We start from the raw sequence: 23,322 nt of genomic DNA, 5'->3' as shown, positions 1-23,322 counted from the left end.
CGAACTTTCTAACTCCCTGTTGCGCTAAAGATTATTGTGAACTTTCCTACTAAAACCGACTCTAAGCTGCAGAATCAATTTTGAATATCCTCGCCAACCAGGGATAAATAACAACAATGGAATAACAAACAATGGATTGCATAAATAACAATTCCTGTATTGATGATCGACTTTCATCAAAACCAGATCAATCTCAAACAGAGCCGCCAAGTGGTACCTATGCAGGCTGGGAAGTCGTTGAACGTGACAAGAATGAGTTTTCATTATTGCTCGATTTGCCTGAGGATATACAATCCAGAATTTTCACTTATTTGCAGGCTCGTGATATTGCCCAGTTAACACAGGTAAATTCATCCATTAACAACAGGCTCAAAAATGATGATGCAATGCCAAGGGCATGGTATCGCCGGTTGGCTTCATCACACCAGACTCTTCTAAAGACAATTGTCGCAACAAAAGATAAAGATGAACTCCGGAAATGGTTGCAGCGTTTTACAAAGGATGAGGCATTAATCAAGTCAATCATGAACCGCCAGGCAAGTATTCACTTTCCTGCTTTGTTCTTTTCCACTCTCACTAAACGGATGTATCAATGTAAAGCATTTAAATTAGAGACTAAAGCCACCATCCCCTATGAAAGTTCAACGCACTATGCTGCCTTCAGCGCCGATGGACGCCACCTGGTGATCTCCCGTGTCCCCAAAACCTGCACAATCTATGGCCAGGAGAGCGATGGATCATGGGTAGCAAAAGGCACTATCTCCCATAATAACTATGTCAGATCAGTCACCTTCAGTGCCAATAGCCACTATGTAGTGACCGCTGGTATGGATGGCGAGGCGAAAATTTATGGCAAGAAAGACAATCGATCATGGGAAGAAAAAGCCACTATTTCCCATAATCGCTGGGTCCGCTCAGCCACCTTCAGCCCCGATAGCCGCCATGTGTTGACCTGCAGTAACGACGCCAAGGCGAAAATCTATGGCCTGACGGACGATGGTTCATGGGAAGTAGAAGCCATCATTTCCCATAACGAAGAGATCTACTTAGCCACCTTCAGCATCGATAGTCACTATGTAGTAACCGCCAGTGCAGACGGCAAGTCGAAGATCTATGGCAGGAAAGACGAACGATCATGGCAAGAAGAAGCCACTATTTCCCACGATGACTGGGCCAAATCAGCCAACTTCAGCACCGATGGCCGCTATGTGGTATCCGTCTGTGGAAATGGCACGGCGAAAATTTATGCCAAGAAGGACGATGGATCATGGGAAGAAAAAGCCATTATTTCCCATTTTGTCTCAGCCATCTTCAGCTCCGATAATCGCCATGTGGTGACCACCAGAAGAAATGGCAGTGCAAAAATCCATAGACTTGATGCCGATGGACCATGGAAAGAAAAAGCCATCATTTCCCACAATGGAGAGGTCAACTCAGCCACATTCAGCCCCGATAGTCGCTATTTAATGACCACCAGTGACGATGGCAAGGCGATAATCTATGGCCAGGATAAAGACGGATCATGGAAAGAAAAGGCTACCATTTCCCATTACCTAAGTGTCTGTTCAGCCAAATTCAGCGCCGATAGCCGACATGTGATGACCGCCAGTTTAGATGGCATAGCGAAAATCTATGGCAAAAAGGACGATGGACCATGGGAAGAGAAAGCCAGCATTTCCCATAAAGAAAGTCTCTACTCTGCCAGATTCAGCCCCGATAGCCGTCATCTCATCACCTGCAGTCCTGATTACACGGTGAAAATCCATGGCTTGGAGATTGATGGATCATGGAGAGAAAAAGCCATCATCTCCCATCGAAGGGTTATTACATTAGCAACCTTCACTGTCGATGGCCGCCATGTGGTCACTGTCAGTTACGTTGGAACAGTGAAAATTTTTGGCCAGAACAGCGATGGATCATGGAAAGAAAAAGCTACCATTTCCCATCTTGGTGATATCCGATCAGCCACCCTCAGCACTGATGACCATTTGCTGACCATCCACAACGCAACGGCGAGCATCACTGAACTAAGTTTGAATGAATGATTGCTGTTACTAGCCCAGCCTCACATTATTATTCTGCAACACCTGCCAGGCATGATAGTTCGAACGAACCGGAACACCGGCCACGACTTCAACAATTTACTGGATCAAAGTCCTGTTTTAAGCACCTAACCAGTTACTTATTATTGGTTACGCTTACATCAATATTGTGAACTTTCCTACTAAAACCGACTCTAAGCTGCAGAATCAATTTTGAATATCCTTGCCAACCAGAGATAAATATTAACTAAGGAAAAAGAACAATGGATTGCATAAATAACAACTCCTGTATTGATGATCGACTTTCATCAAAACCAGAGCAATCTCAAACAGAGCCGCCAAGTAGTACCTATGCAGGCCGGGGAGTCATTGAACGTGACAAGAATGAGTTTTCATTATTGCTCGATTTACCCGAGGATATACAATCCAGAATTTTTACTTATTTGCAGGCTCGTGATATTGCCCATTTAACACGGGCAAATTCATCCATTAACAACAGACTCAAAAATGATGATGCCATGGCAAGGGCGTGTTATCGCCAGTTGGCTTCATCACACCAGACTCTTCTAAAAACAATTGTCGCTACAAAAGATAAAGATGAACTCCGGAAATGGTTGCAGCGTTTTACAAAAGATGAGGCATTAATCAAGTCCATCATGGATCGCCAGGCAAGTATTCACTTTCCTGCTCTGTTCTTTTCCACTCTCACTAAGCTGATGTGTCAATGTAAAGCGTTTAAATTAGAGACTAAAGCCAGCATCCCCTGTAGCAGTTCAAAGGACTTAGCTGCCTTCAGCGCCGATGGCCGCCACCTGGTGATCGCCTGTGACTCCAGAACCTTTCAAATCTATGGTCAGGAGAGCGATGGAACATGGCAAGCAAAAGGCACTATCTGCCATGGTTCCGGTGTCAAATCGGTCACCTTTAGTGCTGATGGCCGTTACGTAGTGACAACCAGTAGAAAGTGCAAGACGAAAATTTATGGTAAGAAGGACGAACGATCATGGGAAGAAGCGACTATTTCCCGAGACAACTCCTTATACTCAGCCAAGATCAGCGCCGATGGCCGCCATGTATTGAACCGCAGTGCCGATAACAAGGTGAAAATCTATGGCCTGGAGGCCGGTGGTTCATGGGAAGAAAAAGCCACTCTCTGTCATAATGATTGGGTCCGGTCAGCCACTTTCAGCCCCGATAGCTGCCATGTGGTGACCTGCAGTGAAGATTGTAAGACGAAAATCTATGGTCTGGAGGCCGATGGATCATGGAAAGAAAAAGCCAGCAAATACCATGGGTATAGCATCAGATCAGCCACCTTCAGCCCCGATAGCCGACGTATGATGACCTGCACCTGTGATGGCAGGGTGAAAATCTATGGCCAGAAGGACGATGGATCGTGGAAAAGACAAGCCACCACTTCTAATGATGATCAGGTCAATTCAGCTACCTTCAGCCCCGATAGCCGCCATCTAATCACCTCCTGTTTCCATGGCAAAGCGAAAATCTATAGCCAGAAGGACGATGTATCATGGAAACAAAAAAAGACCATTTCCCACTATTTGGAAATCAAATCAACAGCCTTTAGCGTCGATAGCCGCCATGTGATGACCCGCAGTTATGATAGAAAGGTGAAAATCAACGGCCTGAAGGACGATGGATCATGGCAAGAAAAAACGGCCATTTCCCATGGTTTGGGAATCAGATCAGCAGTCTTTAGCTTCGATGGCCGCCATGTGGTCACTGCCAGTGACGAAAAAACATCGGGAATTTATGGTCAGGTAAGTGATGGATCATGGCAAAAAAAAGCCACCATTTCCCATGGTTGCAGGATCAGGTCAGCCATCTTCAGCGCCGATGGCCATGTGTTGACCATCCATACCGATAACACGGCGAAAATCACGGAACTAAAGATGGATGGGTGGGTGGATGAATGAATATTTCGCGGATCAAAGCCCTGTTTTCTTATTGGTTACGCATATATCAATAGTGTGAACTTTCAGACTAAAACCGACTCTAAGCTGCAGAATCAATTTTGAATATCCTTGCCAACCAGGGATAAATAACAACCATGGAAAAGGAACTATGGATTGCTCAAATAGCAGCTTCTGCAATATTACTCCACGCCCATCAACACCAGGTCAATCTCCATCAGATACACCAAGAGGTACCATTACGGGCAAGAACGTTATTGTACGTGACAAGAATGAGTTTTCATTATTGCTCGATTTACCCGAGGATATACAATCCAAAATTTTTACTTATTTGCAGGCTCGTGATATTGCCCATTTAAGACGGGTAAATTCATCCATTAACAACAGGCTCGAAAATGATGATGCTATAGCAAGGGCGTGGTATCGCCAGTTGGCTCCATCACACCGGACTCGTCTAGAGACAATTGTCGCTACAAAAGATAAAGATGAACTCCAGAAATGGTTGAAGCGTTTTACAAAGGATGAAGCATTAATCAAGTCAATCATGGATCGCCAGGAAAGTATTCACTTTCCTGCTTTGTTCTTTTCCACTCTCACGAAACTGACGTGTCAATGTAAAACATTTAAATTAGAGACTAAAGCCAGCATCCCCTGTAATACTTTAAAAGACTTAGCTTCCTTCAGCGCCGATGGACGCCACCTGGTGATCGCCTGTGACTCCAGAACCTGTAAAATCTATGGCAAGGAGAGCGATGAATCGTGGGTAGCAAAAGGCACTATCTCCCATGACAGGCAAGTCAGATTTGTCACCTCCAGTGCCAATAGCCGTTATGTAGTGACCGCTGGTATGGATGGCAAGGCGAAAATTTATGGCAAGAAGGACGAACGATCATGGGAAGAAAAAGCCACTATTTGCCACAGTCACTGGGTCCGCTCAGCCACCTTCAGCCCCGATAGCCGCCATGTGTTGACCTACAGTGATGACGGCAAAGCGAAAATCTATGGCAAAAAGGACGAACGATCATGGGAAGAAAAAGCCACTATTTCCCATGATGATGAGGTCCATTTTGCCACCTTCAGCAAAGATGGTCGCTGTGTAGTAACCACCAGCTGCGATCACAGGGCAAAAATCTATGGCCAGAGTGACGATGGGTCATGGGCAGAAAAAGCCATCATTTCCCATAACGAAACAGTCTACTATGCCACCTTCAGCCCCGATAGCCGCTATGTGGTGACCGAAAGCATGGATGGCAAGGCAAAAATCTATGGCAAGAAGAACGATGGTTTATGGCTGGAAAAAACCATTATTTCCTGTTGTGTCTCAGTCACTTTCAGCTCCGATAGTCGCCATGTGGTGATCACCAGAAGAAATGGCAGTGCAAAAATCTATAGACTGGATGCCGATGGATCATGGCAAGAAAAAGCCATCATTTCCCACAATGCAGAGGTCAACTCAGTCACATTCAGCCCCGATAGTCGCTGTTTAATAACCTCCAGTGACGATGGCAAAGCGATAATCTCTGGCCAGGATGAAGACGGATCATGGCAAGAAAAAGCCATCATTTCCGATTACCTGAGTGACTGCTCAGCCAAATTCAGCGCCGATAGCCACCATCTGGTGACCGCCAGTTTAGATTTCAAAGCGAAAATCCATGGTAAGAAGGACGATGGATCATGGGAAGAAAAAGCTATCATTTCCCATGACGAAAGTGTCTACTATGCCTCATTCAGCCCCGATTGCCGCCATGCCATCAGCTGCAGTGAAGATTTAACGGTAAAAATCCATGGCCTGGAGATCGATGGATCATGGAGAGAAAAAGCCAACATTTCCTATGATAGGGGCATTACAATAGCAACCTTTAGTGCCGATGGCCGCCATGTGGTCACTGTCAGTCTCGAAGGGACAGTGAACATTTATGGTCAGAACAGCGATGGATCATGGGAAGAAAAAGCCACCAGTTCACATTCTGGTCGTATCGAATCAGCCATCCTCAGCGCCGATGACCGTTTGTTGACCACCCATGACACGGGCAAGGCGAGAATCACTGAACTAAGTATGAATGAATGATTGCTGTTACTGGCCCAGACCCACATTATACCAATCAAACTTTCTAACTCCCTGTTGCGCTAAAGATTATTGTGAACTTTCCCACTAAAACCGACTCTAAGCTGCAGAATCAATTTTGAATATCCTTGCCAACCAGGGATAAATAACAACCATGGAAAAGGAACTATGGATTGCTCAAATAGCAGCTTCTGCAATATTACTCCACGCCCATCAACACCAGGTCAATCTCCATCAGATACACCAAGAGGTACCATTACGGGCAAGAACGTTATTGTACGTGACAAGAATGAGTTTTCATTATTGCTCGATTTACCCGAGGATATACAATCCAAAATTTTTACTTATTTGCAGGCTCGTGATATTGCCCATTTAAGACGGGTAAATTCATCCATTAACAACAGGCTCGAAAATGATGATGCTATAGCAAGGGCGTGGTATCGCCAGTTGGCTCCATCACACCGGACTCGTCTAGAGACAATTGTCGCTACAAAAGATAAAGATGAACTCCAGAAATGGTTGAAGCGTTTTACAAAGGATGAAGCATTAATCAAGTCAATCATGGACCGCCAGGAAAGTATTCACTTTCCTGCTTTGTTCTTTTCCACTCTCACGAAACTGACGTGTCAATGTAAAACATTTAAATTAGAGACTAAAACCACCTTCCCCTGTGACACTTTAGAGGACTTAGCTTCCTTCAGCGCCGATGGACGCCACCTGGTGATCGCCTGTGACTCCAGAACCTGTAAAATCTATGGCAAGGAGAGCGATGAATCGTGGGTAGCAAAAGGCACTATCTCCCATGACAGGCAAGTCAGATTTGTCACCTTCAGTGCCAATAGCCGTTATGTAGTGACCGCTGGTATGGATGGCAAGGCGAAAATTTATGGCAAGAAGGACGAACGATCATGGGAAGAAAAAGCCACTATTTGCCACAGTCACTGGGTCCGCTCAGCCACCTTCAGCCCCGATAGCCGCCATGTGTTGACCTACAGTGATGACGGCAAAGCGAAAATCTATGGCAAAAAGGACGAACGATCATGGGAAGAAAAAGCCACTATTTCCCATGATGATGAGGTCCATTTTGCCACCTTCAGCAAAGATGGTCGCTGTGTAGTAACCACCAGCTGCGATCACAGGGCAAAAATCTATGGCCAGAGTGACGATGGGTCATGGGCAGAAAAAGCCATCATTTCCCATAACGAAACAGTCTACTATGCCACCTTCAGCCCCGATAGCCGCTATGTGGTGACCGAAAGCATGGATGGCAAGGCAAAAATCTATGGCAAGAAGAACGATGGTTTATGGCTGGAAAAAACCATTATTTCCTGTTGTGTCTCAGTCACTTTCAGCTCCGATAGTCGCCATGTGGTGATCACCAGAAGAAATGGCATTGCAAAAATCTATAGACTTGATGCTGATGGATCATGGGAAGAAAAAGCCATCATTTCCCACAATGCAGAGGTCAACTCAGTCAAATTCAGCCCCGATAATCGCTGTTTAATAACCTCCAGTGACGATGACAAGGTGATAATCTCTGGCCAGGATAAAGACGGATCATGGCAAGAAAAAGCCAGCATCTCCGATTACCTGAGTGACTGCTCAGCCAAATTCAGCGCCGATAGCCGCCATCTGGTGATCGCCAGTTTAAATTACAAAGCGAAAATCTATGGCAAGAAGGACGATGGATCATGGCAAGAAAAAGCCATCATTTCCCATAGCAAAAGTGTCTACTTTGCCGAGTTCAGCCCGGATTGCCGTCATGTCATCACCTGCAGTGAAGATTTAACGGTGAAAATCCATGGCCTGAAGATTGATGGATCATGGAGAGAAAAAGCCATCATCTCCCATGATAAGGGTATTAGCTTAGCAACCTTTAGTGCCGATGGCCGCTATGTGGTCACTGTCGGTTACGATGGAACAGTGAACATTTATGGTCAAAATAGCGATGGATCATGGGAAGAAAAAGCCACCAGTTCCCATCCTGGTTTTGTCGGATCAGCCATCCTCTGCACCGATGACCGTTTGTTGACCACCCATAGCGCGTGCACGGCGATAATCACTGAACTAGGAATGAATGAATACTCCCTGTTTCAGGCTATTATGTGTCGCCTCTTTTGATTCATGACTCTCAATAACTTATTGTGAACTTTCCTACTAAAACTGACTCTAAGCTGCAGACTCAATTTTGAATATCCTTGCTAACCAGGGATAAATATCAACCATGGAAAACGAACTATGCATTGCCCAAATAGCAGCTCCTGCAATATTACTCCACGCTCATCAACAGCAGACCAACCTCCATCAGATACACCAAGTGGAACCAACGCAGGCAGGGAAGTCATTGCGCATGACAAGAATGAGTTTTCATTATTGCTCGATTTACCCGAGGATATACAATCCAAAATTTTCACTTATTTGCAGGCTCGTGATATTGCCCATTTAAGACGGGTAAATTCATCCATTAACAACAGGCTCGAAAATGATGATGCCATGGCAAGGGCGTGGTATCGCCAGTTGGCTGCATCACACCAGACTCGTCTAGAGACAATCGTCACTTCAAAAGAAAAAGATGAACTCCAGAAATGGTTAAAGCGTTTTACAAAGGATGAGGCATTAATCAAGTCCATCATGGATCGTCAGGAAAGTATTCACTTCCCTGCTTTGTTCTTTTCCACTCTCACTAAACTGATGTGTCAATGTAAAGCATTTAAATTAGAGACTAAAGCCACCATCCCCTGTAATACTTTAAAGGACTTAGCTTCCTTCAGCGCCGATGGACGCCACCTGGTGATCGCCTGTGACTCTAAAACCTGTAAAATCTATGATCAGGAGAGCGATGAATCATGGCTGGCAAAAGGCACTATCTCCCATGACGAGAAAGTCAGATCAGTCACCTTCAGTGCCAATAGCCGCTATATAGTGACCGCTGGCATGGATGGCAAGGCGAAAATTTATGGCAAGAAGGACGAACAATCATGGGAAGAAAAAGCCACTATTTCCCATGATCACCGGGTCAAATCAGCCACCTTCAGCCCCGATAGCCGCCATGTGTTGACCTACAGTGACGACGGCAAAGCGAAAATCTATGGCAAGAAGGACGAACGATCATGGGAAGAAAAAGCCACTATTTCCCATGATGATAAGGTCCATTTTGCCACCTTCAGCAAAGATGGTCGCTGTGTAGTAACCACCGGTCGCGATCACAGGGCAAAAATCTATGGCCAGAGTGACGATGGGTCATGGGCAGAAAAAGCCATCATTCAACATGATGACACTGTCTACACAGCCACCTTCAGCCCCGATAGCTGCTATGTGATAACCACCAGCCTGGATAGCAAAGCGAAAATCTATGGCAAGAAGAACGACGGGTCATGGCTGGAAAAAGCCATTATTCCCCATTTTGTCTCAGTCCAATTCAGCTCCGATAGTGGCCATGTGTTGATCACCAGAAAAAATGGCAGTGCAAAAATCTATAGACTGGATGCCGATGGATCATGGGAAGAAAAAGCCATCATTCCCCACAATGGAAAGGTTAACTTAGACAAATTCAGCCCCGATAGTCGCTGTTTAATGATCTTCACTGACAATGTCAAGGTGATAATCTCTGGCCAGGATAAAGACGGATCATGGAAAGAAAAAGCCGTCATTACCCATGACAATAGCATCTGGTCAGCCAAATTCAGCGCCGATAGCCGCCATGTGGTGACCGCCAGTTTAGATGGCAAAGCGAAAATCTATTGCAAGAAAGACGATGGATCATGGGAAGAAAAAGCCATCATTTCCCATAACATGGGTGTTTACTATGCCACATTCAGCCCCGATAGCCGTCATGTCATCACCTGCGGTATAGATAACACGGTGAAAATCCATGGCCTGACGATCAATGGATCATGGAAAGAAAAAGCCATCATCTCCAATGGTGACGATATTAGATTAGCCACCTTTAGTGTCGATGGCCGCCATGTTGTCACTGCCAGTTTCGATAGAACAGTGAAAATTTATGGTCAGAACAGCGATGGATCATGGGAAGAAAAAGCCACCAGTTCCCATCCTGGTGGACTCGTATCAGCCACCTTCAGCATCAATAGCCATGTGTTGACCATCCATGGCGATAACACAGCGAAAATCACTGAACTGCGGATGGATGGATGACTGATTGTTTGCTGTCAATCCTGTGGTTAGAAGTTGTCGCATAATTACAACTCGTTCCTGCACGAAGGGAGTTGTTAAGTACCTGGCCAGTTGGTTTCGCATATTCTGGCGAGTGGATTTTTTCATCCTTCAAGGCGCAACGACGGGCGCGTAGCCATAGCTACGCAACCAGAGTTGGAACGCAGAAGGGTGGAAAAAGCCGCCGTCCAGAATATGCGAAACCAACTGGTTAGGTACTTATTGTAAACTTTCCTACTAAAACCGACTCTAAGCTGCAGACTCAATTTTGAATATCCTTGCCAACCAGGGATAAATAACAACCATGGAAAACAAACTATGGATTGCTTAAATAGCAGCTCCTGCAATATTACTCCACGCTCATCAACAGCAGACCAACCTCCATCAGATACTCCAAGTAGTACCGCTATGGGCAAGAACGTCATTGAACGTGACAAGAAAGAGTTTTCATTATTGCTTGATTTACCCGAGGATATACAATCCAAAATTTTTACTTATTTGCAGGCTCGCGATATTGCCCATTTAACACGGGTAAATTCATCCATTAACAACAGGCTCGAAAATAATGATGCAATGGCAAGGGCATGGTATCGTCGGCTGGCTTCATCACACCAGACTCGTCTAAAGACAATTGTTGCTACAAAAGATAAAAATGAACTCCAGAAATGGTTGCAGCGTTTTACAAAGGATGAGGCATTAATCAAGTCCATCATGGATCGCCAGACAAGTATTCACTTTCCTGCTTTGTTCTTTTCCACTCTCACTAAACTGACGTGTCAATGTAAAACATTTAAATTAGAGACTAAAGCCACCGTCCCCTGTATTACCAGAGACCACTTAGCTGCCTTCAGTGCCGATGGACGACACCTGGTGATCGAATGTGACTATGAGACCTGTAAAATCTATGGTCAGGAGAGCGATGGAACATGGCAAGCAAAAGGCACTATCTCCCATAATCAGATTGTCAGATCAGTCACCTTCAGTGCCAATAGCTGCTACGTAGTGACCACTAGTACGGATGGCAAGGCGAAAGTTTATGGCAAGAAGGACGAACGATCATGGGAAGAAAAAGCCACTATTTCCCATGATAAATGGGTCAAATCAGCCACCTTCAGCCCCGATAGCCGCTATGTGTTGACCTACAGTGACGACGGCAAAGCGAAAATCTATGGCAAGAAGGACGAACGTTCATGGGAAGAAAAAGCCACTATTTCCCATGATGCCAGTGTCAGTTTTGCCACCTTCAGCAAAGATGGTCGCTATCTGGTAACCACCAGTTGGGATCAAAGGGCAAAAATCTATGGCCAGAGTGACGATGGGTCATGGACAGAAAAAGCCATCATTCCACATGATGACGATGTCCACACAGCCACCTTCAGCCCCGATGGCCGCTATGTGGTGACCGCCAGCCTGGATAGGACAGCGAAAATCTATGGCCAGACAGACGATGGGTCATGGCTGGAAAAGGCCATTGTTTCCCATTTTGTCTCAGTCACCTTCAGCTCCGATAGTCGCCATGTGGTGATCACCAGAGATAATGGCAGTGCACAGATCTATAGACTGGATGCTGATGGATCATGGGAAGAAGAAGCCATCATTTCCCATAATGGAAAGGTCAAGTCAGTCAAATTCAGTCCCGATAGTCGCTGTTTAATGACCTCTGGTGACGATGACAAGGCGATAATCTCTGGCCAGGATAAAAACGGATCATGGCAAGAAAAAGCCATCATTTCCGATTACCTGAGTCACTGCTCAGCTGGTACAACAGCCTGGGAGTTTCTTGAATCAATTTCCGGTTACCTAAGGGAGTGCTCAGCCAAATTCAGCGCCGATAGCCGCCATGTGGTGACCGCCAATTTAGATCACAAAGCGAAAATCTATGGCGAGAAGGACGATGGATCATGGGAAGAAAAAGCCATCATTTCCCATAACAGAAATGTCTACTTTGCCAAATTCAGCCCCGATAGCCGTCATGTCATCACCTGCAGTAATGATCTCATGATGAAAATCTATGGCCTGAAGATCGATGGATCATGGAGAGAAAAAGCCATCATCTCCCATGATAGTTTTATTACATTAGCAACCTTTAGTGTCGATAGCCGCCATTTGATCGCTACCAGTTTCACTGGAACAGTGAAAATTGTTGGTCAGAACAGCGATGGATTATGGGAAGAAAAAGTCAGCATTTCCCATCCTGATATTATCCGATCAGCCACCCTCAGCGCCGATGACCAATTGTTGACCATCCATGGCAAGGACACGGCGAGCATCACTGAACTAAGTATGAATGATTGCTGATAGTAATCGAACTTTCTAACTCCCTGTTGCGCTAAAGATTATTGTGAACTTTTACACTGAAACCCAGTCCAAGCTGCAGACTCAATTTTGAATATCCTTGCCAACCAGGGATAAATAACAACCATGGAAAAGAAACTATGGATTGCTCAAATAGCAGCTCCTGCAGTATTACTCCACGCCCATCAACACCGGGTCAATCACCATCAGATACTCCAAGTGGTACCGCTATGGGCAAGAACGTCATTGAACGTGACAAGAAAGAGTTTTCATTATTGCTCGATTTACCCGATGACATACAATCCAAAATTTTTACTTATTTGCAGGCTCGTGATATTGCCCATTTAAGACGGGTAAATTCATCCATTAACAAAAGGCTCGAAAATGATGATGGAATGGCAATGGCGTGGTATCGCCAGTTGGCTTCATCATACCAGACTTGTCTAAAGACAATCGTCGCTACAAAAGATAAAGATGAACTCCAGAAATGGTTGCAGCGTTTTACAAAGGATGAAGCATTAATCAATTCCATCATGGATCGCCAGGCAAGTATTCACTTTCCTGCTTTGTTCTTTTCCACTCTTAATAAACTGACGTGTCAATGTAAAACATTTAAATTAGAGTCTAAAACCACCATCCCCTACACTTCAGAGGACTTAGCTTCCTTCAGCGCCGATGGACGCCGCCTGGTGACCGCCTGTGACTCCAAAACCTGTAAAATCTATGGCAAGGAGAGCGATGAATCATGGGTAGCAAAAGGCACTATCTCCCATGACAGGGAAGTCAGATCAGTCTCCTTCAGTCCCAATAGCCACTATGTAGTGACCGCTGGCATGGATGGCAAGGCGAAAATTTATGGCAAGAAAAACGAACAATCATGGGAAGAAAAAGCCACTATTTCCCACAGATACTGGGTCCGCTCAGCCACCTTCAGCCCCGATAGCTGCCATGTGTTGACCTACAGTAACGACGGCAAAGCGAAAATCTATGGCAAGAAGGACGAACGATCATGGGAAGAAAAAGCCACTATTTCTCATGATGATGAGGTCGATTTTGCCACCTTCAGCAAAGATGGTCGCTGTGTAGTAACCTGCAGTTGGGATCACAGGGCAAAAATCTTCGGCCAGAGTGACGATGGGTCTTGGGCAGAAAAAGCCATCATTCCCCATGATGACATTCTCTGCACAGCCAGATTCAGCCCCGATAGCCGCTACGTGGTAAGCGCCAGCCTGGATAGCAAAGCGAAAATCTATGGCAGGAAGAACGATGGGTCATGGCTGGAAATAGCCATTATTCCCCATTTTGCCTCAGCCACCTTCAGCTCTGATAGCCGCCATGTGGTGATCACCAGAAAAAATGGCAGTACAAAAATCCATAGACTGGATGCCGATGGATCATGGGAAGAAACAGCCATCATTTCCCACAATGCAAAGGTCAAGACAGTCACATTCAGCCCCGATAATCGCTGTTTAATAACCTCCAGTAACGATAGCAAGGCGATAATCTCTGGCCAGAATAAAGACGGACAATGGCAAGAAAAAGCCACCATTTCCCATATAAAAAGCGGCTACTTACCCAAATTCAGCGCCGATAACCGCCATCTGGTGATCGCCAGTTTGGATAACAAAGCGAAAATCTATGGCAAGAAGGACAATGGTTCATGGGAAGAAAAGGCCATCATTTCCCATAACAAAAGTGTCTACTATGCGACATTCAGCCCCGATTGCCATCATGTCATCACCTGCAGTAAAGATTTAACGGTGAAAATCCATGGCCTGGAGATCGATGGATCATGGAGAGAAAAAGCCATCATCTCCCATGATAGGGGTATCAGATTAGCAGCCTTTAGTGTCGATGGCCGCTATGTGGTCACTGTCGGTTACGATGGAACAGTGAACATTTATGGTCATAAGAGCGATGGATCATGGGAAGAAAAAGCCAGCATTTCCCATCCTGGTATTATCCGATCAGCGACCCTCAGCGCCGATGACCGTTTGTTGTTCATCCACAGCGCGGGCAAGTCAAGAGTCAATGAATACTCTCTGTTTCACACTAAATGTCGCCTCTTTTGATTCATGATTCTCAATAACTGAGAGCATTGGATCATTAAGTAACGATTTGGTCTGTAATGCCTTAAATTCAGTTTTTGCAGATTGATAACCGGGGGCACCAGGAGCATAATAGAGTTCATCAAATAAGGGTGTGGTTTCAGTAGCCAGAGACCAACTTGCACCAGAAAAGCCATCTCGATTATCTTTAAGAGTATTGGTAACAGAAAATAGCACCTCACCCTCATAACTAACATCATAATAAGAATTAAATAGTTGAGAACTGCACGTCCCATCATTAATTTTTTGACTTTTTGAAATATTGCGAGGTTCAAGATATCCGAGTAATTGGATGACATTCTCAAGTACTTGGATATCCTGAGCAGGAGCTGTATTTCTACTACACCTATCTTTATTAATTAGATATTCTTGTTTCAAATTATCTAAGTAATTTATGATTCTTTTCACAGTTTCCCGGGCTTTTTTGTTTGCTGCGTCTATTTCGGTGCTCTCCTGGCTAGACACTATTCTCTGTTCGAGTGATGTGCTGGTGCTGGCAACCGCTCCCAACCTCTGACTTGAGTGATCAGGATCACCTCCGTTGACGGCACGCCTCGATGAAGAATCAATTTTGCCAGATGCCGTTGTAGTTCTTCCGAAGCAGACAGCCTCTGGTGATTGCTTCTCAGGCTTTGGTGAAAATAAATCAACAATGCCGGAATTGTTATCTACATTATTCATATTTAATATCTCTTTAGTTAGCTTCGTTCTCACCTAGCAGCCTGACCGAGAATAGTCTGCCCTACTGCGGCGGCAGCAAATTGGTCTGAAAATCCGCTTTTGTTCGTCAAATAGCTCGCTATTCTCCTCACAAAACCGAATTTTCATCCTCAATTTTCTGCCGTCCTCGCTACGGGCGCTATTCTCGGTCTAATGGGATGGTCCGCCCCTCCTAAACGGCTTCAAATGAGCCAAAATGGAGTTAACCATTTAAACAGGATTAACCGGAGCGAACCACCCATGACTATTTCAGTACTTGGTATCGATATTGGCAAGAACAACTTTCACCTGTTTGGTGTTGATGAGCAGGGTAGCAAAGTCATCAGAAAGAAGTCGTCCAGGAAGAACCTTCTAGAGTACGTGGCAAATCTGGAGCCATGCATTATCGCTATGGAAGCTTGTGGTGGTGCTCACTATTTGGCTCGGTTATTCAAGAACTATGAGCATACTGTCAAGCTGATTTCACCTCAATTTGTCAAGCCTTATGTCAAGACCAACAAAAATGACTACAACGATGCTGAAGCGATTGCAGAAGCAGCTTCACGGCCCAGCATGCGTTTTGTACCTGTTAAAACGTCAGAGCAGCAGGCCTGGCAACTTCTGCACCGCTATCGTCAACAAGCGGTTGATCAGAGAACTGCCCTGGTTAACCAGATCCGGGGGTCACTATTGGAAGAAGGTATTGTAGTTGCCCAGGGTATTGGTAAAGTTCGTGCACAGCTTCCACGAATTCTGGAAGATGCTGAAAATGGACTCCATTCGCTGACTCGTGAGCTGCTACATGGTTTATCAGAAGAGTTGGCCAGTCTTGACAAGCGTATTCAACAGTATGACCAGAAAATTCAGGAGCTAGCAAAAAACGACGACGAATGTCGTCGAATGATGACTATGCCGGGTATCGGAGCCATCACTGCCACAGCATTGAAGGCAGCCATTGGTGATGCGACGTATTTTAAATCTGGTCGACACCTTGCCGCATGGATGGGATTAGTTCCAAGACAGCATTCCACAGGCGGTAAGTCAGTCCTGCTGGGCATCAGTAAACGGGGTGATAAATACCTGCGCACATTATTGATACACGGCGCACGTTCGGTACTCCACTGCCTCAAAAATAAGGATGACCGCTGTAAAAAATGGGTTAGCCAACTTAATGAGCGCAGCAATCACAACGTTGCCGCCGTTGGTCTGGCTAATAAAATGGCTCGGATTGTCTGGGTCATCATGACCCGAAATGAAGTTTACAAGGCTGCATAATGAAGTAAAGGCGGCAGCGGCAAAGTAAAGCATAAGCTTAATCAAAGGGGACCCCCCCGCAGATTGCGATGAGCATGTACAGTTGATGGCAAACAGGTAAAAACCGGCAACCTGAAACCTGATAGGAGCCTTGACCCTTGAGGCCGTCGGACTGATAAGGCCAGGTTGCGCGGATACCCATCAGGGCCAGAGGGTTAGACCTCATGAATAGGCCGTATATATGATTGCAGTTATCTTTGTTTGCTAATTAACAAAACAGGCTCTTGCAAAACGGGGCGGACCATATAAGGCTCCTAGCAAGAATATTTAAAATTGATTCAATAGTTTTGAGTCGGTTTTGGAACGTAAGTTCATAACATTGAAGTCAGTGCGATTAACAAATCTGTGAACAAGACGGGAACATAGCAAGCTATATGACCAGAGTTGCAACGCATCACGACTGCATGGATGCAGGAGCTAGAGCAACGCAGGAGCAGTTGCCGCGAGTGCCTGAACAAGAAGTCAGAAAATATGATTTCGTATGGTTGAGTACTTATGTGAACTTTCCTACTAAAACCAACTCTAAGCTGCAGAATCAATTTTGAATACCCTTGCCAACCAGGGATAAATAACAACTATGGAAAACGAACAATGGATCACATAGATAACAAATCCCTTGGAAGCACGCCAACCTCATCGACACTTGAACAACCTCCATCAGTTGCACCAATGGGTACCATTATGGGCAAGAACGTCATTGAACGTGACAAGAATGAGTTTTCATTATTGCTCGATCTACCTGAGGATATGCAATCCAAAATTTTTACTTATTTGCAGGCTCGTGATATTGCCCATTTAACACGGGCAAATTCATGCATTAACAACAGGCTCAAAAATGATGCTGCAATGGCAAGGGCGTGGTATCGCCGGTTTGCCTCATCACACCAGACTCTACTAAAAACAATCGTCACCACAAAAGATAAAGATGAACTCCAGAAATGGTTAAAGCGTTTTACAAAGGATGAAGCATTGGTGGAGTCAGTCATGGATCGCCAAGCCAGTATTCACTTTCCCGCTCTGTTCTTTTTCAGTCTCACTAATCTGATGTCTCAATGTAAAACATTTAAATTAGAGACAAAAGCCAGCCTCCTTAGTCATGGGATGAACTCAGCTGCCTTCAGCCCCGATGGCGACCATCTGGTGATAAGAGAAGTTGAGAAGAGCACTTTGAGAATCTTCGGCCAAAAGGACGATGGTTCATGGCAACGAAAAAGCACTATCTCCCATGATGACCATATCCGATCCTTCACCTTCAGCGCTGATAGCCGCTTCATGGTGACCGCCGGTAAAGATGGCGAGGCGAAAATCTATGGCAAGAAGGACGATGGATCATGGGAAGAAAAAGCGACTATTACCCATGATAACTGGGTCAACTCAGCCACCTTCAGTGCCGACAATCGCTACGTAGTGACCGCCAGTTTCGATCATAAGGCGAAAATTTATGGCCTGATTGACGATGGATCATGGGTAGAAAAAGCCATCATTCATCACGATTGTCACGTCGATTCGGCAACCTTCAGCGCCGATAGCCGCTATGTAGTGACTGCCAGTAAAGATGGCAAGGCGAAAATTTATGGCCGGGAGGACGATGGGTCATGGACAGAAAAAACCATTATTTCCCATGACGACCGAGTCCTCTCGGTTACCTTCAGCGCAAGTGGCCGCTATGTGTTCACCAACGGCAGAGATAAAAAGCTGAAAATCTATGGCCTGAAGGCCGATGGGTTATGGGAAGAAAAAGCCACTATTTTCCATGATTGCCACTTCCGCTCAGCAGCCATCAGCGCCAATGACCGCTATATATTGACTGCCAGTTGCGATCACAAGGTCAGAATCCATGACCTGACTGACAATGGATCATGGGAAGTAAAAGCAACTATTTCCCATGATTACCGGGTCAACTCAGCCACCTTCAGCCCGGATAGCCGTCATGTGTTGACTGGCAGTCACGATGGCAAGGCGAAAATCTATGGCCAGAAAGACAATGGATCATGGGAAGAAAAAACCATCATTTCTCATGAACACTGGATCGTATCAGCTAACTTCAGCGCTGATAGCCGCCATGTGATCACCCTCAGTGAAGATAACAAGGTGAAAATCTACGGCCTGAAGAACGATGGATCATGGCAAGAAAAAGCCATCATCTCCCATGGCAGGGATATCAGATCAGCAACCTTTAGCATCGATGGCCGCCATGTGGTCACTGCCAGTTTCGATCAAAAGGCGAAAGTTTATGGTCAGAACTGCGATGGATCATGGCAAGAAAAAGCCACCATTTCCCATCAAAGTACTGTCCAATCAGCCACCTTCAGCGCCGATGGACTTGTCTTAACCATCGATTTCAAGACTAACATCACTGAACTGAGTATGAATGATTGATGGTTTGCTATCACTTGTTAGTTCAATGGATAAATGGTTTTTGGTGGATTACAGCTATTGACCCGGAAGGCCATTCTGCACCTGCTGAAAGACAGAAACCCACTTTCTACTGATTGATCATTTTTCCGGATCAAAGTCCTGATTTTCTGTTCGTTACGATTAGATCAATAGTGTGAACTTTCCTACTAAAACCGACTCTAAGCTGCAGAATCAATTTTGAATACCCTTGCCAATCAGGGATAAATAACAACTATGGAAAACACACAATGGATCGCATAGATAACAAATCCTTTAGAAGTGCGCCATCCTCATCAACACCTGAACAACCGCCATCAGTGACCCCAATGGGTACCATTATGGGCAAGGACGTCATTGTACGTGATGACAATGAGTTTTCATTATTGCTCGATTTACCCGAGCATATGCAATCCAAAATTTTTACTTATTTACAGGCTCGTGATGTTGCCCATTTAACACAGACAAATTCATCCATTAACAACAGGCTCAAAAATGATGCCACAATGGCAAGGGCGTGGTATCGCCGGTTTGCTTCATCACATCAGGCTCTACTAAAGACAATCGTCACTGCAAAAGATAAAGATGAACTCCAGAAATGGTTGCAGCGCTTTACAAAGGATGAGGCATTAGTGAAGTCAATCATGGATCGCCAGGCGAGTATTTATTTTCCTGCTCTGTTCTTTTTCAGCCTCACTAATCTGATGTCTCAATGTAAAACATTTAAATTAGAGACAAAAGCCAGCCTCATCTGTGATGGTGGGTTAAAATCAGCTGTCATCAGCGCCGATGGCCGCCATGTATTGGCTCATACTGACGACACATGGATGAAAATCTTCAGCCAAAAGGACGATGGGTCATGGCAACCAAAAGGCACTATCTCCCATGATGACTACGTCATATCGTCCACCTTCAGCGCCAATTGTCGCTACCTGTTGACCGTCAATAACGATTACAAGGCGATAATCTGTGGCAAGAATGACGATGGATTATGGGAAGAAAAAGCGACTATTATCCATCATCGCTTTATCAAATCAGCCGCCTTTAGCGCCGACAATTGCTATGTAGCGACCGCCAGTTACGATAAGAAGGCGAAAATTTATGGCCAGAAGGACGATGGATCATGGGAAGAAAAAGCGACTATTTCCCATGGTCACTGGGTCAACTCAGCCACCTTCAGTGCCGACAATCGCTATCTAGTGACGGCCAGTGAAGATGGCAAGGCGAAAATCTATGGTCTGAGGGACGATGGGTCATGGGCAGAAGAAGTCATTATTTCTCACGATGACCAGGTCCACTCTGCTGACTTCAGCGCAAGTGGCCGCTACGTGTTCACCCGCTCCGGAGATAAAAAGGTGAAAATCTATGGCCTGGATGATGGGTCATGGGAAGAAAAAGCCACTATTTTCTATAACAGCTGGTTCTACTCAGCAGCCTTCAGCGCCAATGACGGCTTCATATTGACTGCCAGTAGCGATCACAAGGTGAGAATCCATGGCCTGACTGACAATGGATCATGGGAAGTAAAAGCCACTATTTCCCATGATAAATGGGTCAACTCAGCCACCTTCAGCCCCGATAGCCGCCATGTGTTGACTGGCAGTTTCGATGGCAAGGCGAAAATCTATGGCCAGAAAGACAATGGTTCATGGGAAGAAGAAGCCATCATTTCTCATGAACACTGGATCGTATCAGCTAACTTCAGCGCTGATAGCCGCCATGTGATCACCCGCAGTGAAGATCACACGTTGAAAATCTACGGTCTGAAGTACGATGGAACATGGCAAGAAAAAGCCATCATCTCCCATGGCGATAGTATTAGATCAGCCACCTTTAGCGTCGATGGCCGCCATGTGGTTACTGCCGGTTTCGATGGCAAGGCGAAAATTTATGGTCAGAACTGCGATGGATCATGGGTAGAAAAAGCCACCCTTTCACATCAAGGTACTGTCCTGTTATCCACCTTCAGCAACGATGGCCTGGTATTGACCATCGACCGAACATCCAACCCCACCGCCAATGCCCTGGTGTTGATCTACAATCATGCGGCGAATATCACTGAACTAAGTATGAATGAATGAATGATGGTTCGCTGTTCCATTCAGCCGTGTACCGAAGGTGCATCAGGTGGAAGATTTCGTTGGCCATACCAAAATTTCTGATTAGCTTCGATCTTGCTTTGTGCGGCTAATGCCTGCTGATATCTTAGAAAAACTCACATTTCAGTAGTCCCGATTTTTAAATCAAACTTCACATTGCATGTTCAGAGATAGATAGTGAACTTTAATACTAAAACCGAGTCAAAATCACAGAATCAATATTAAATATCCTCGCTATTCAAGGTTAAACACTATCTACGGAGAAAGAGAAACGAACAATGGATTGCATAAATAAAAATTCCTGTGATATTACTCCACCCTCATCAGCATCAGGTCAACCTCCGTCAGATACATCAAGTGGTACCACTATGGGCAAGAACGTCATTGTACGTGACAAGAGTGAGTTTTCATTATTGCTCGATTTGCCCCCGGAAGTACAATCCAGAATTTTCACCTATTTGCGCGCTCATGATATTACCCAATTAACACGGGCAAATTCACAAACTAACAACGGGCTCAAAAATGATGCTGCAATGGCAAAGGCATGGTATCGCCATTTTGCTTCATCACACCAGACTCTACTAAAGACAATTGTCGCTGCAAAAGATAAAGATGCACTTCAGAAATGGTTAAAGCGTTTTACAAAGGATGAAGCACTGGTTAAGTCAATCATGGATCACCAGGCGAGTATTCACTTTCCTGTCCTATTCTATTTCACTCTCACAAAACTGATGACTCAATGTAAAACATTTGCATTAGAGACAAAAGCCACCCTTCCCTGTTATAGCGAGATCCCCTGTTATGGCGAGACCGGCTCAGCTACCTTCAGTACCGATGGTCGCCATCTGGTGAGCGTCAGGGATTGTAAAACGGTGGAAATCTATGGCCAGAAGAGCGATGGATCATGGGAAGCAAAAGGCACTATCTGTCATGATAACCGTCTCAGTTCGGTCACCTTCAGTGCCGATGGCCGCCATGTAGTAACCGCTGCTGACGATTTCAAGACGAAAATTTATGGCCAGAAGGACGAACAATCATGGGAAGAAAAAGCCACTATTTCCCATGATAACTGGGTCAATTCAGCCACCTTCAGCCCGGACAGCTGCTATGTCGCGAGTTGGAGTAAAGACGGCAAGGCGAAAATCTATGGCAAGAATGACGAAGGATCATGGAAAGAAAAAGCCACTATTTCTCATGATGAATGGGTCTGCTCAACCAGCTTCAGCGTCGATAGTTGCTATGTAGTGACCGCCGGTGGAGACGGCAAGGCGAAAATCTATGGCAAGACAGACGAAGGATCATGGGAAGAAAAAACCATTATTTCCCATAATAAATGGGTCAAATCAGCCACCTTCAGCACCGATGGCCGCTACGTGGTGACCGCCAGTGGAGATGGCACGGCAAAAATTTATGGCCAGGGGGACGATGGCTTGTGGACAGAAAAAGCCATCATTACCCATGATAATTTAGTAGCATCGGCCACCTTCAGCACCAATGGCCGCTATGTGGTGACCGCCAGCTTTGATGGCAATGCAAAAATCTATGGCAAGAATAACGATGGATCCTGGATAGAGAAAGCTATTATTCCCCATGACGATTGTGTCAGGTCAGCCATCTTCAGCCCCGATGGTCGCCATGTGAGGACGATCAGTGACGATCACATTGTGACAATCTATGGCCTGGAGGACGATGGTTCATGGGAAGAAAAAGCCATCTTTTCCCATGATGATACGGTCAACTCAGCCACATTCAGCCCTGATAGCCGCTATTTGGTGACCTCCAGTGACGATGGCATAGCGATAATTTACGGCAAAAAGGACGATGGATCATGGGAAGAAAAAGACGCCATTGACCATAATGATTGGATCTTTTCAGCCACCTTCAGCCCCGATAGCCAACATGTGATCACCGCCAGTAGAGATGGCACTGCGATAATTTATGGCCGACAGAGTGATGGGACCTGGGAACAAAAAGCCATCATTTCCCATCATAGTTCCATCGAATCAGCCACCTTCAGCACAGACGGCCATGTGTTGACCATCCATGGTGATGGAACGTTGAAAATCACTGAACTACAGATGAATGACTAATTGTTTGCTGTCACTCATTAGCCAAGATCTGCATTATTCTTCTGCAACGCTCAGCAGGATAACTTGAGCGCACCAGAGCACCCGCCAGGAATTCAACAAACCCTCTTTCCAG

The 23,322-nt window shown here is 45.4% G+C and carries 12 protein-coding genes; 11 read left to right on the top strand and 1 reads right to left on the bottom strand.

Going from position 1 to position 23,322, the window contains the following annotated elements; genetic code table 11:
- The first annotated feature begins 131 nt into the window (after positions 1-131).
- The 7 genes from ACOMG9_RS04580 to ACOMG9_RS04550 all read left to right on the top strand — a co-directional run bounded on the left by ACOMG9_RS04580 (position 132) and on the right by ACOMG9_RS04550 (position 14,578).
- On the top strand, positions 132-2,045 hold the full coding sequence (locus ACOMG9_RS04580) for an F-box protein (protein WP_448215998.1): 1,914 nt from the start codon (positions 132-134) through the stop codon (positions 2,043-2,045).
- A 260-nt stretch (positions 2,046-2,305) separates the two neighbouring features.
- A complete protein-coding gene (locus ACOMG9_RS04575; RefSeq protein ID WP_494529859.1) occupies positions 2,306-3,976 on the top strand; it encodes an F-box/WD repeat-containing protein in 1,671 nt (556 codons plus the stop codon).
- A gap of 148 nt (positions 3,977-4,124) precedes the next feature.
- The gene (locus tag ACOMG9_RS04570) at positions 4,125-6,041 is read left to right on the top strand and encodes an F-box/WD repeat-containing protein (RefSeq protein WP_448215960.1); all 1,917 of its coding nucleotides are present in this window, start codon (positions 4,125-4,127) and stop codon (positions 6,039-6,041) included.
- 165 nt (positions 6,042-6,206) lie between these two features.
- Positions 6,207-8,159 (top strand): F-box/WD repeat-containing protein, encoded by a 1,953-nt coding sequence (locus ACOMG9_RS04565; protein WP_494529858.1) that lies wholly within the window; start codon positions 6,207-6,209, stop codon positions 8,157-8,159.
- A 117-nt stretch (positions 8,160-8,276) separates the two neighbouring features.
- Positions 8,277-10,193 (top strand): F-box/WD repeat-containing protein, encoded by a 1,917-nt coding sequence (locus ACOMG9_RS04560; protein ID WP_494529857.1) that lies wholly within the window; start codon positions 8,277-8,279, stop codon positions 10,191-10,193.
- 336 nt (positions 10,194-10,529) lie between these two features.
- Positions 10,530-12,509, top strand: a complete 1,980-nt coding sequence (locus ACOMG9_RS04555) for an F-box protein (protein ID WP_494529856.1) — start codon at positions 10,530-10,532, stop codon at positions 12,507-12,509.
- Positions 12,510-12,646: 137 nt separating this feature from the next.
- Positions 12,647-14,578 (top strand): F-box/WD repeat-containing protein, encoded by a 1,932-nt coding sequence (locus ACOMG9_RS04550; RefSeq protein ID WP_448215956.1) that lies wholly within the window; start codon positions 12,647-12,649, stop codon positions 14,576-14,578.
- Here the strand turns inward: ACOMG9_RS04550 and ACOMG9_RS04545 are convergent.
- A complete protein-coding gene (locus ACOMG9_RS04545; protein ID WP_494529855.1) occupies positions 14,528-15,295 on the bottom strand; it encodes a hypothetical protein in 768 nt (255 codons plus the stop codon). The two genes, ACOMG9_RS04550 and ACOMG9_RS04545, sit on opposite strands and share 51 nt — an antisense overlap.
- Before the next feature lie 279 nt (positions 15,296-15,574).
- Here ACOMG9_RS04545 and ACOMG9_RS04540 point away from each other — a divergent pair, with 279 nt between their 5' ends.
- From ACOMG9_RS04540 to ACOMG9_RS04525, 4 genes are all read left to right on the top strand, one after another.
- Entirely contained in the window at positions 15,575-16,588 is a 1,014-nt protein-coding gene (locus tag ACOMG9_RS04540; RefSeq protein WP_448215063.1) for an IS110 family RNA-guided transposase, read from the top strand.
- 630 nt (positions 16,589-17,218) lie between these two features.
- Positions 17,219-19,006, top strand: a complete 1,788-nt coding sequence (locus tag ACOMG9_RS04535) for a WD40 repeat domain-containing protein (RefSeq protein ID WP_448215954.1) — start codon at positions 17,219-17,221, stop codon at positions 19,004-19,006.
- 266 nt (positions 19,007-19,272) lie between these two features.
- On the top strand, positions 19,273-21,102 hold the full coding sequence (locus tag ACOMG9_RS04530; RefSeq protein WP_448215953.1) for an F-box/WD repeat-containing protein: 1,830 nt from the start codon (positions 19,273-19,275) through the stop codon (positions 21,100-21,102).
- A gap of 296 nt (positions 21,103-21,398) precedes the next feature.
- Positions 21,399-23,210: a WD40 repeat domain-containing protein gene (locus ACOMG9_RS04525; protein WP_494529854.1), complete on the top strand. Its 1,812-nt coding sequence runs from the start codon at positions 21,399-21,401 to the stop codon at positions 23,208-23,210.
- The last annotated feature ends 112 nt before the right edge of the window (positions 23,211-23,322 follow it).

It is taken from the genome of Endozoicomonas sp. PH6C, assembly GCF_059322965.1.
This window is presented reverse-complemented; position numbering and strand designations above follow the sequence as displayed.

Excerpts from the sequence above, each read along its gene's own strand:
- ACOMG9_RS04555 (WP_494529856.1), top strand. The coding sequence starts at position 10,530 with ATGGATTGCTTAAATAGCAGCTCCTGCAATATTACTCCACGCTCATCA.
- ACOMG9_RS04560 (WP_494529857.1), top strand. The coding sequence starts at position 8,277 with ATGCATTGCCCAAATAGCAGCTCCTGCAATATTACTCCACGCTCATCA.
- ACOMG9_RS04570 (WP_448215960.1), top strand. The coding sequence starts at position 4,125 with ATGGATTGCTCAAATAGCAGCTTCTGCAATATTACTCCACGCCCATCA.
- ACOMG9_RS04535 (WP_448215954.1), top strand. The coding sequence starts at position 17,219 with ATGGATCACATAGATAACAAATCCCTTGGAAGCACGCCAACCTCATCG.
- ACOMG9_RS04545 (WP_494529855.1), bottom strand. The coding sequence starts at position 15,295 with ATGAATAATGTAGATAACAATTCCGGCATTGTTGATTTATTTTCACCA.
- ACOMG9_RS04550 (WP_448215956.1), top strand. The coding sequence starts at position 12,647 with ATGGATTGCTCAAATAGCAGCTCCTGCAGTATTACTCCACGCCCATCA.
- ACOMG9_RS04525 (WP_494529854.1), top strand. The coding sequence starts at position 21,399 with ATGGATTGCATAAATAAAAATTCCTGTGATATTACTCCACCCTCATCA.
- ACOMG9_RS04540 (WP_448215063.1), top strand. The coding sequence starts at position 15,575 with ATGACTATTTCAGTACTTGGTATCGATATTGGCAAGAACAACTTTCAC.
- ACOMG9_RS04530 (WP_448215953.1), top strand. The coding sequence starts at position 19,273 with ATGGATCGCATAGATAACAAATCCTTTAGAAGTGCGCCATCCTCATCA.
- ACOMG9_RS04565 (WP_494529858.1), top strand. The coding sequence starts at position 6,207 with ATGGATTGCTCAAATAGCAGCTTCTGCAATATTACTCCACGCCCATCA.
- ACOMG9_RS04575 (WP_494529859.1), top strand. The coding sequence starts at position 2,306 with ATGGATTGCATAAATAACAACTCCTGTATTGATGATCGACTTTCATCA.
- ACOMG9_RS04580 (WP_448215998.1), top strand. The coding sequence starts at position 132 with ATGGATTGCATAAATAACAATTCCTGTATTGATGATCGACTTTCATCA.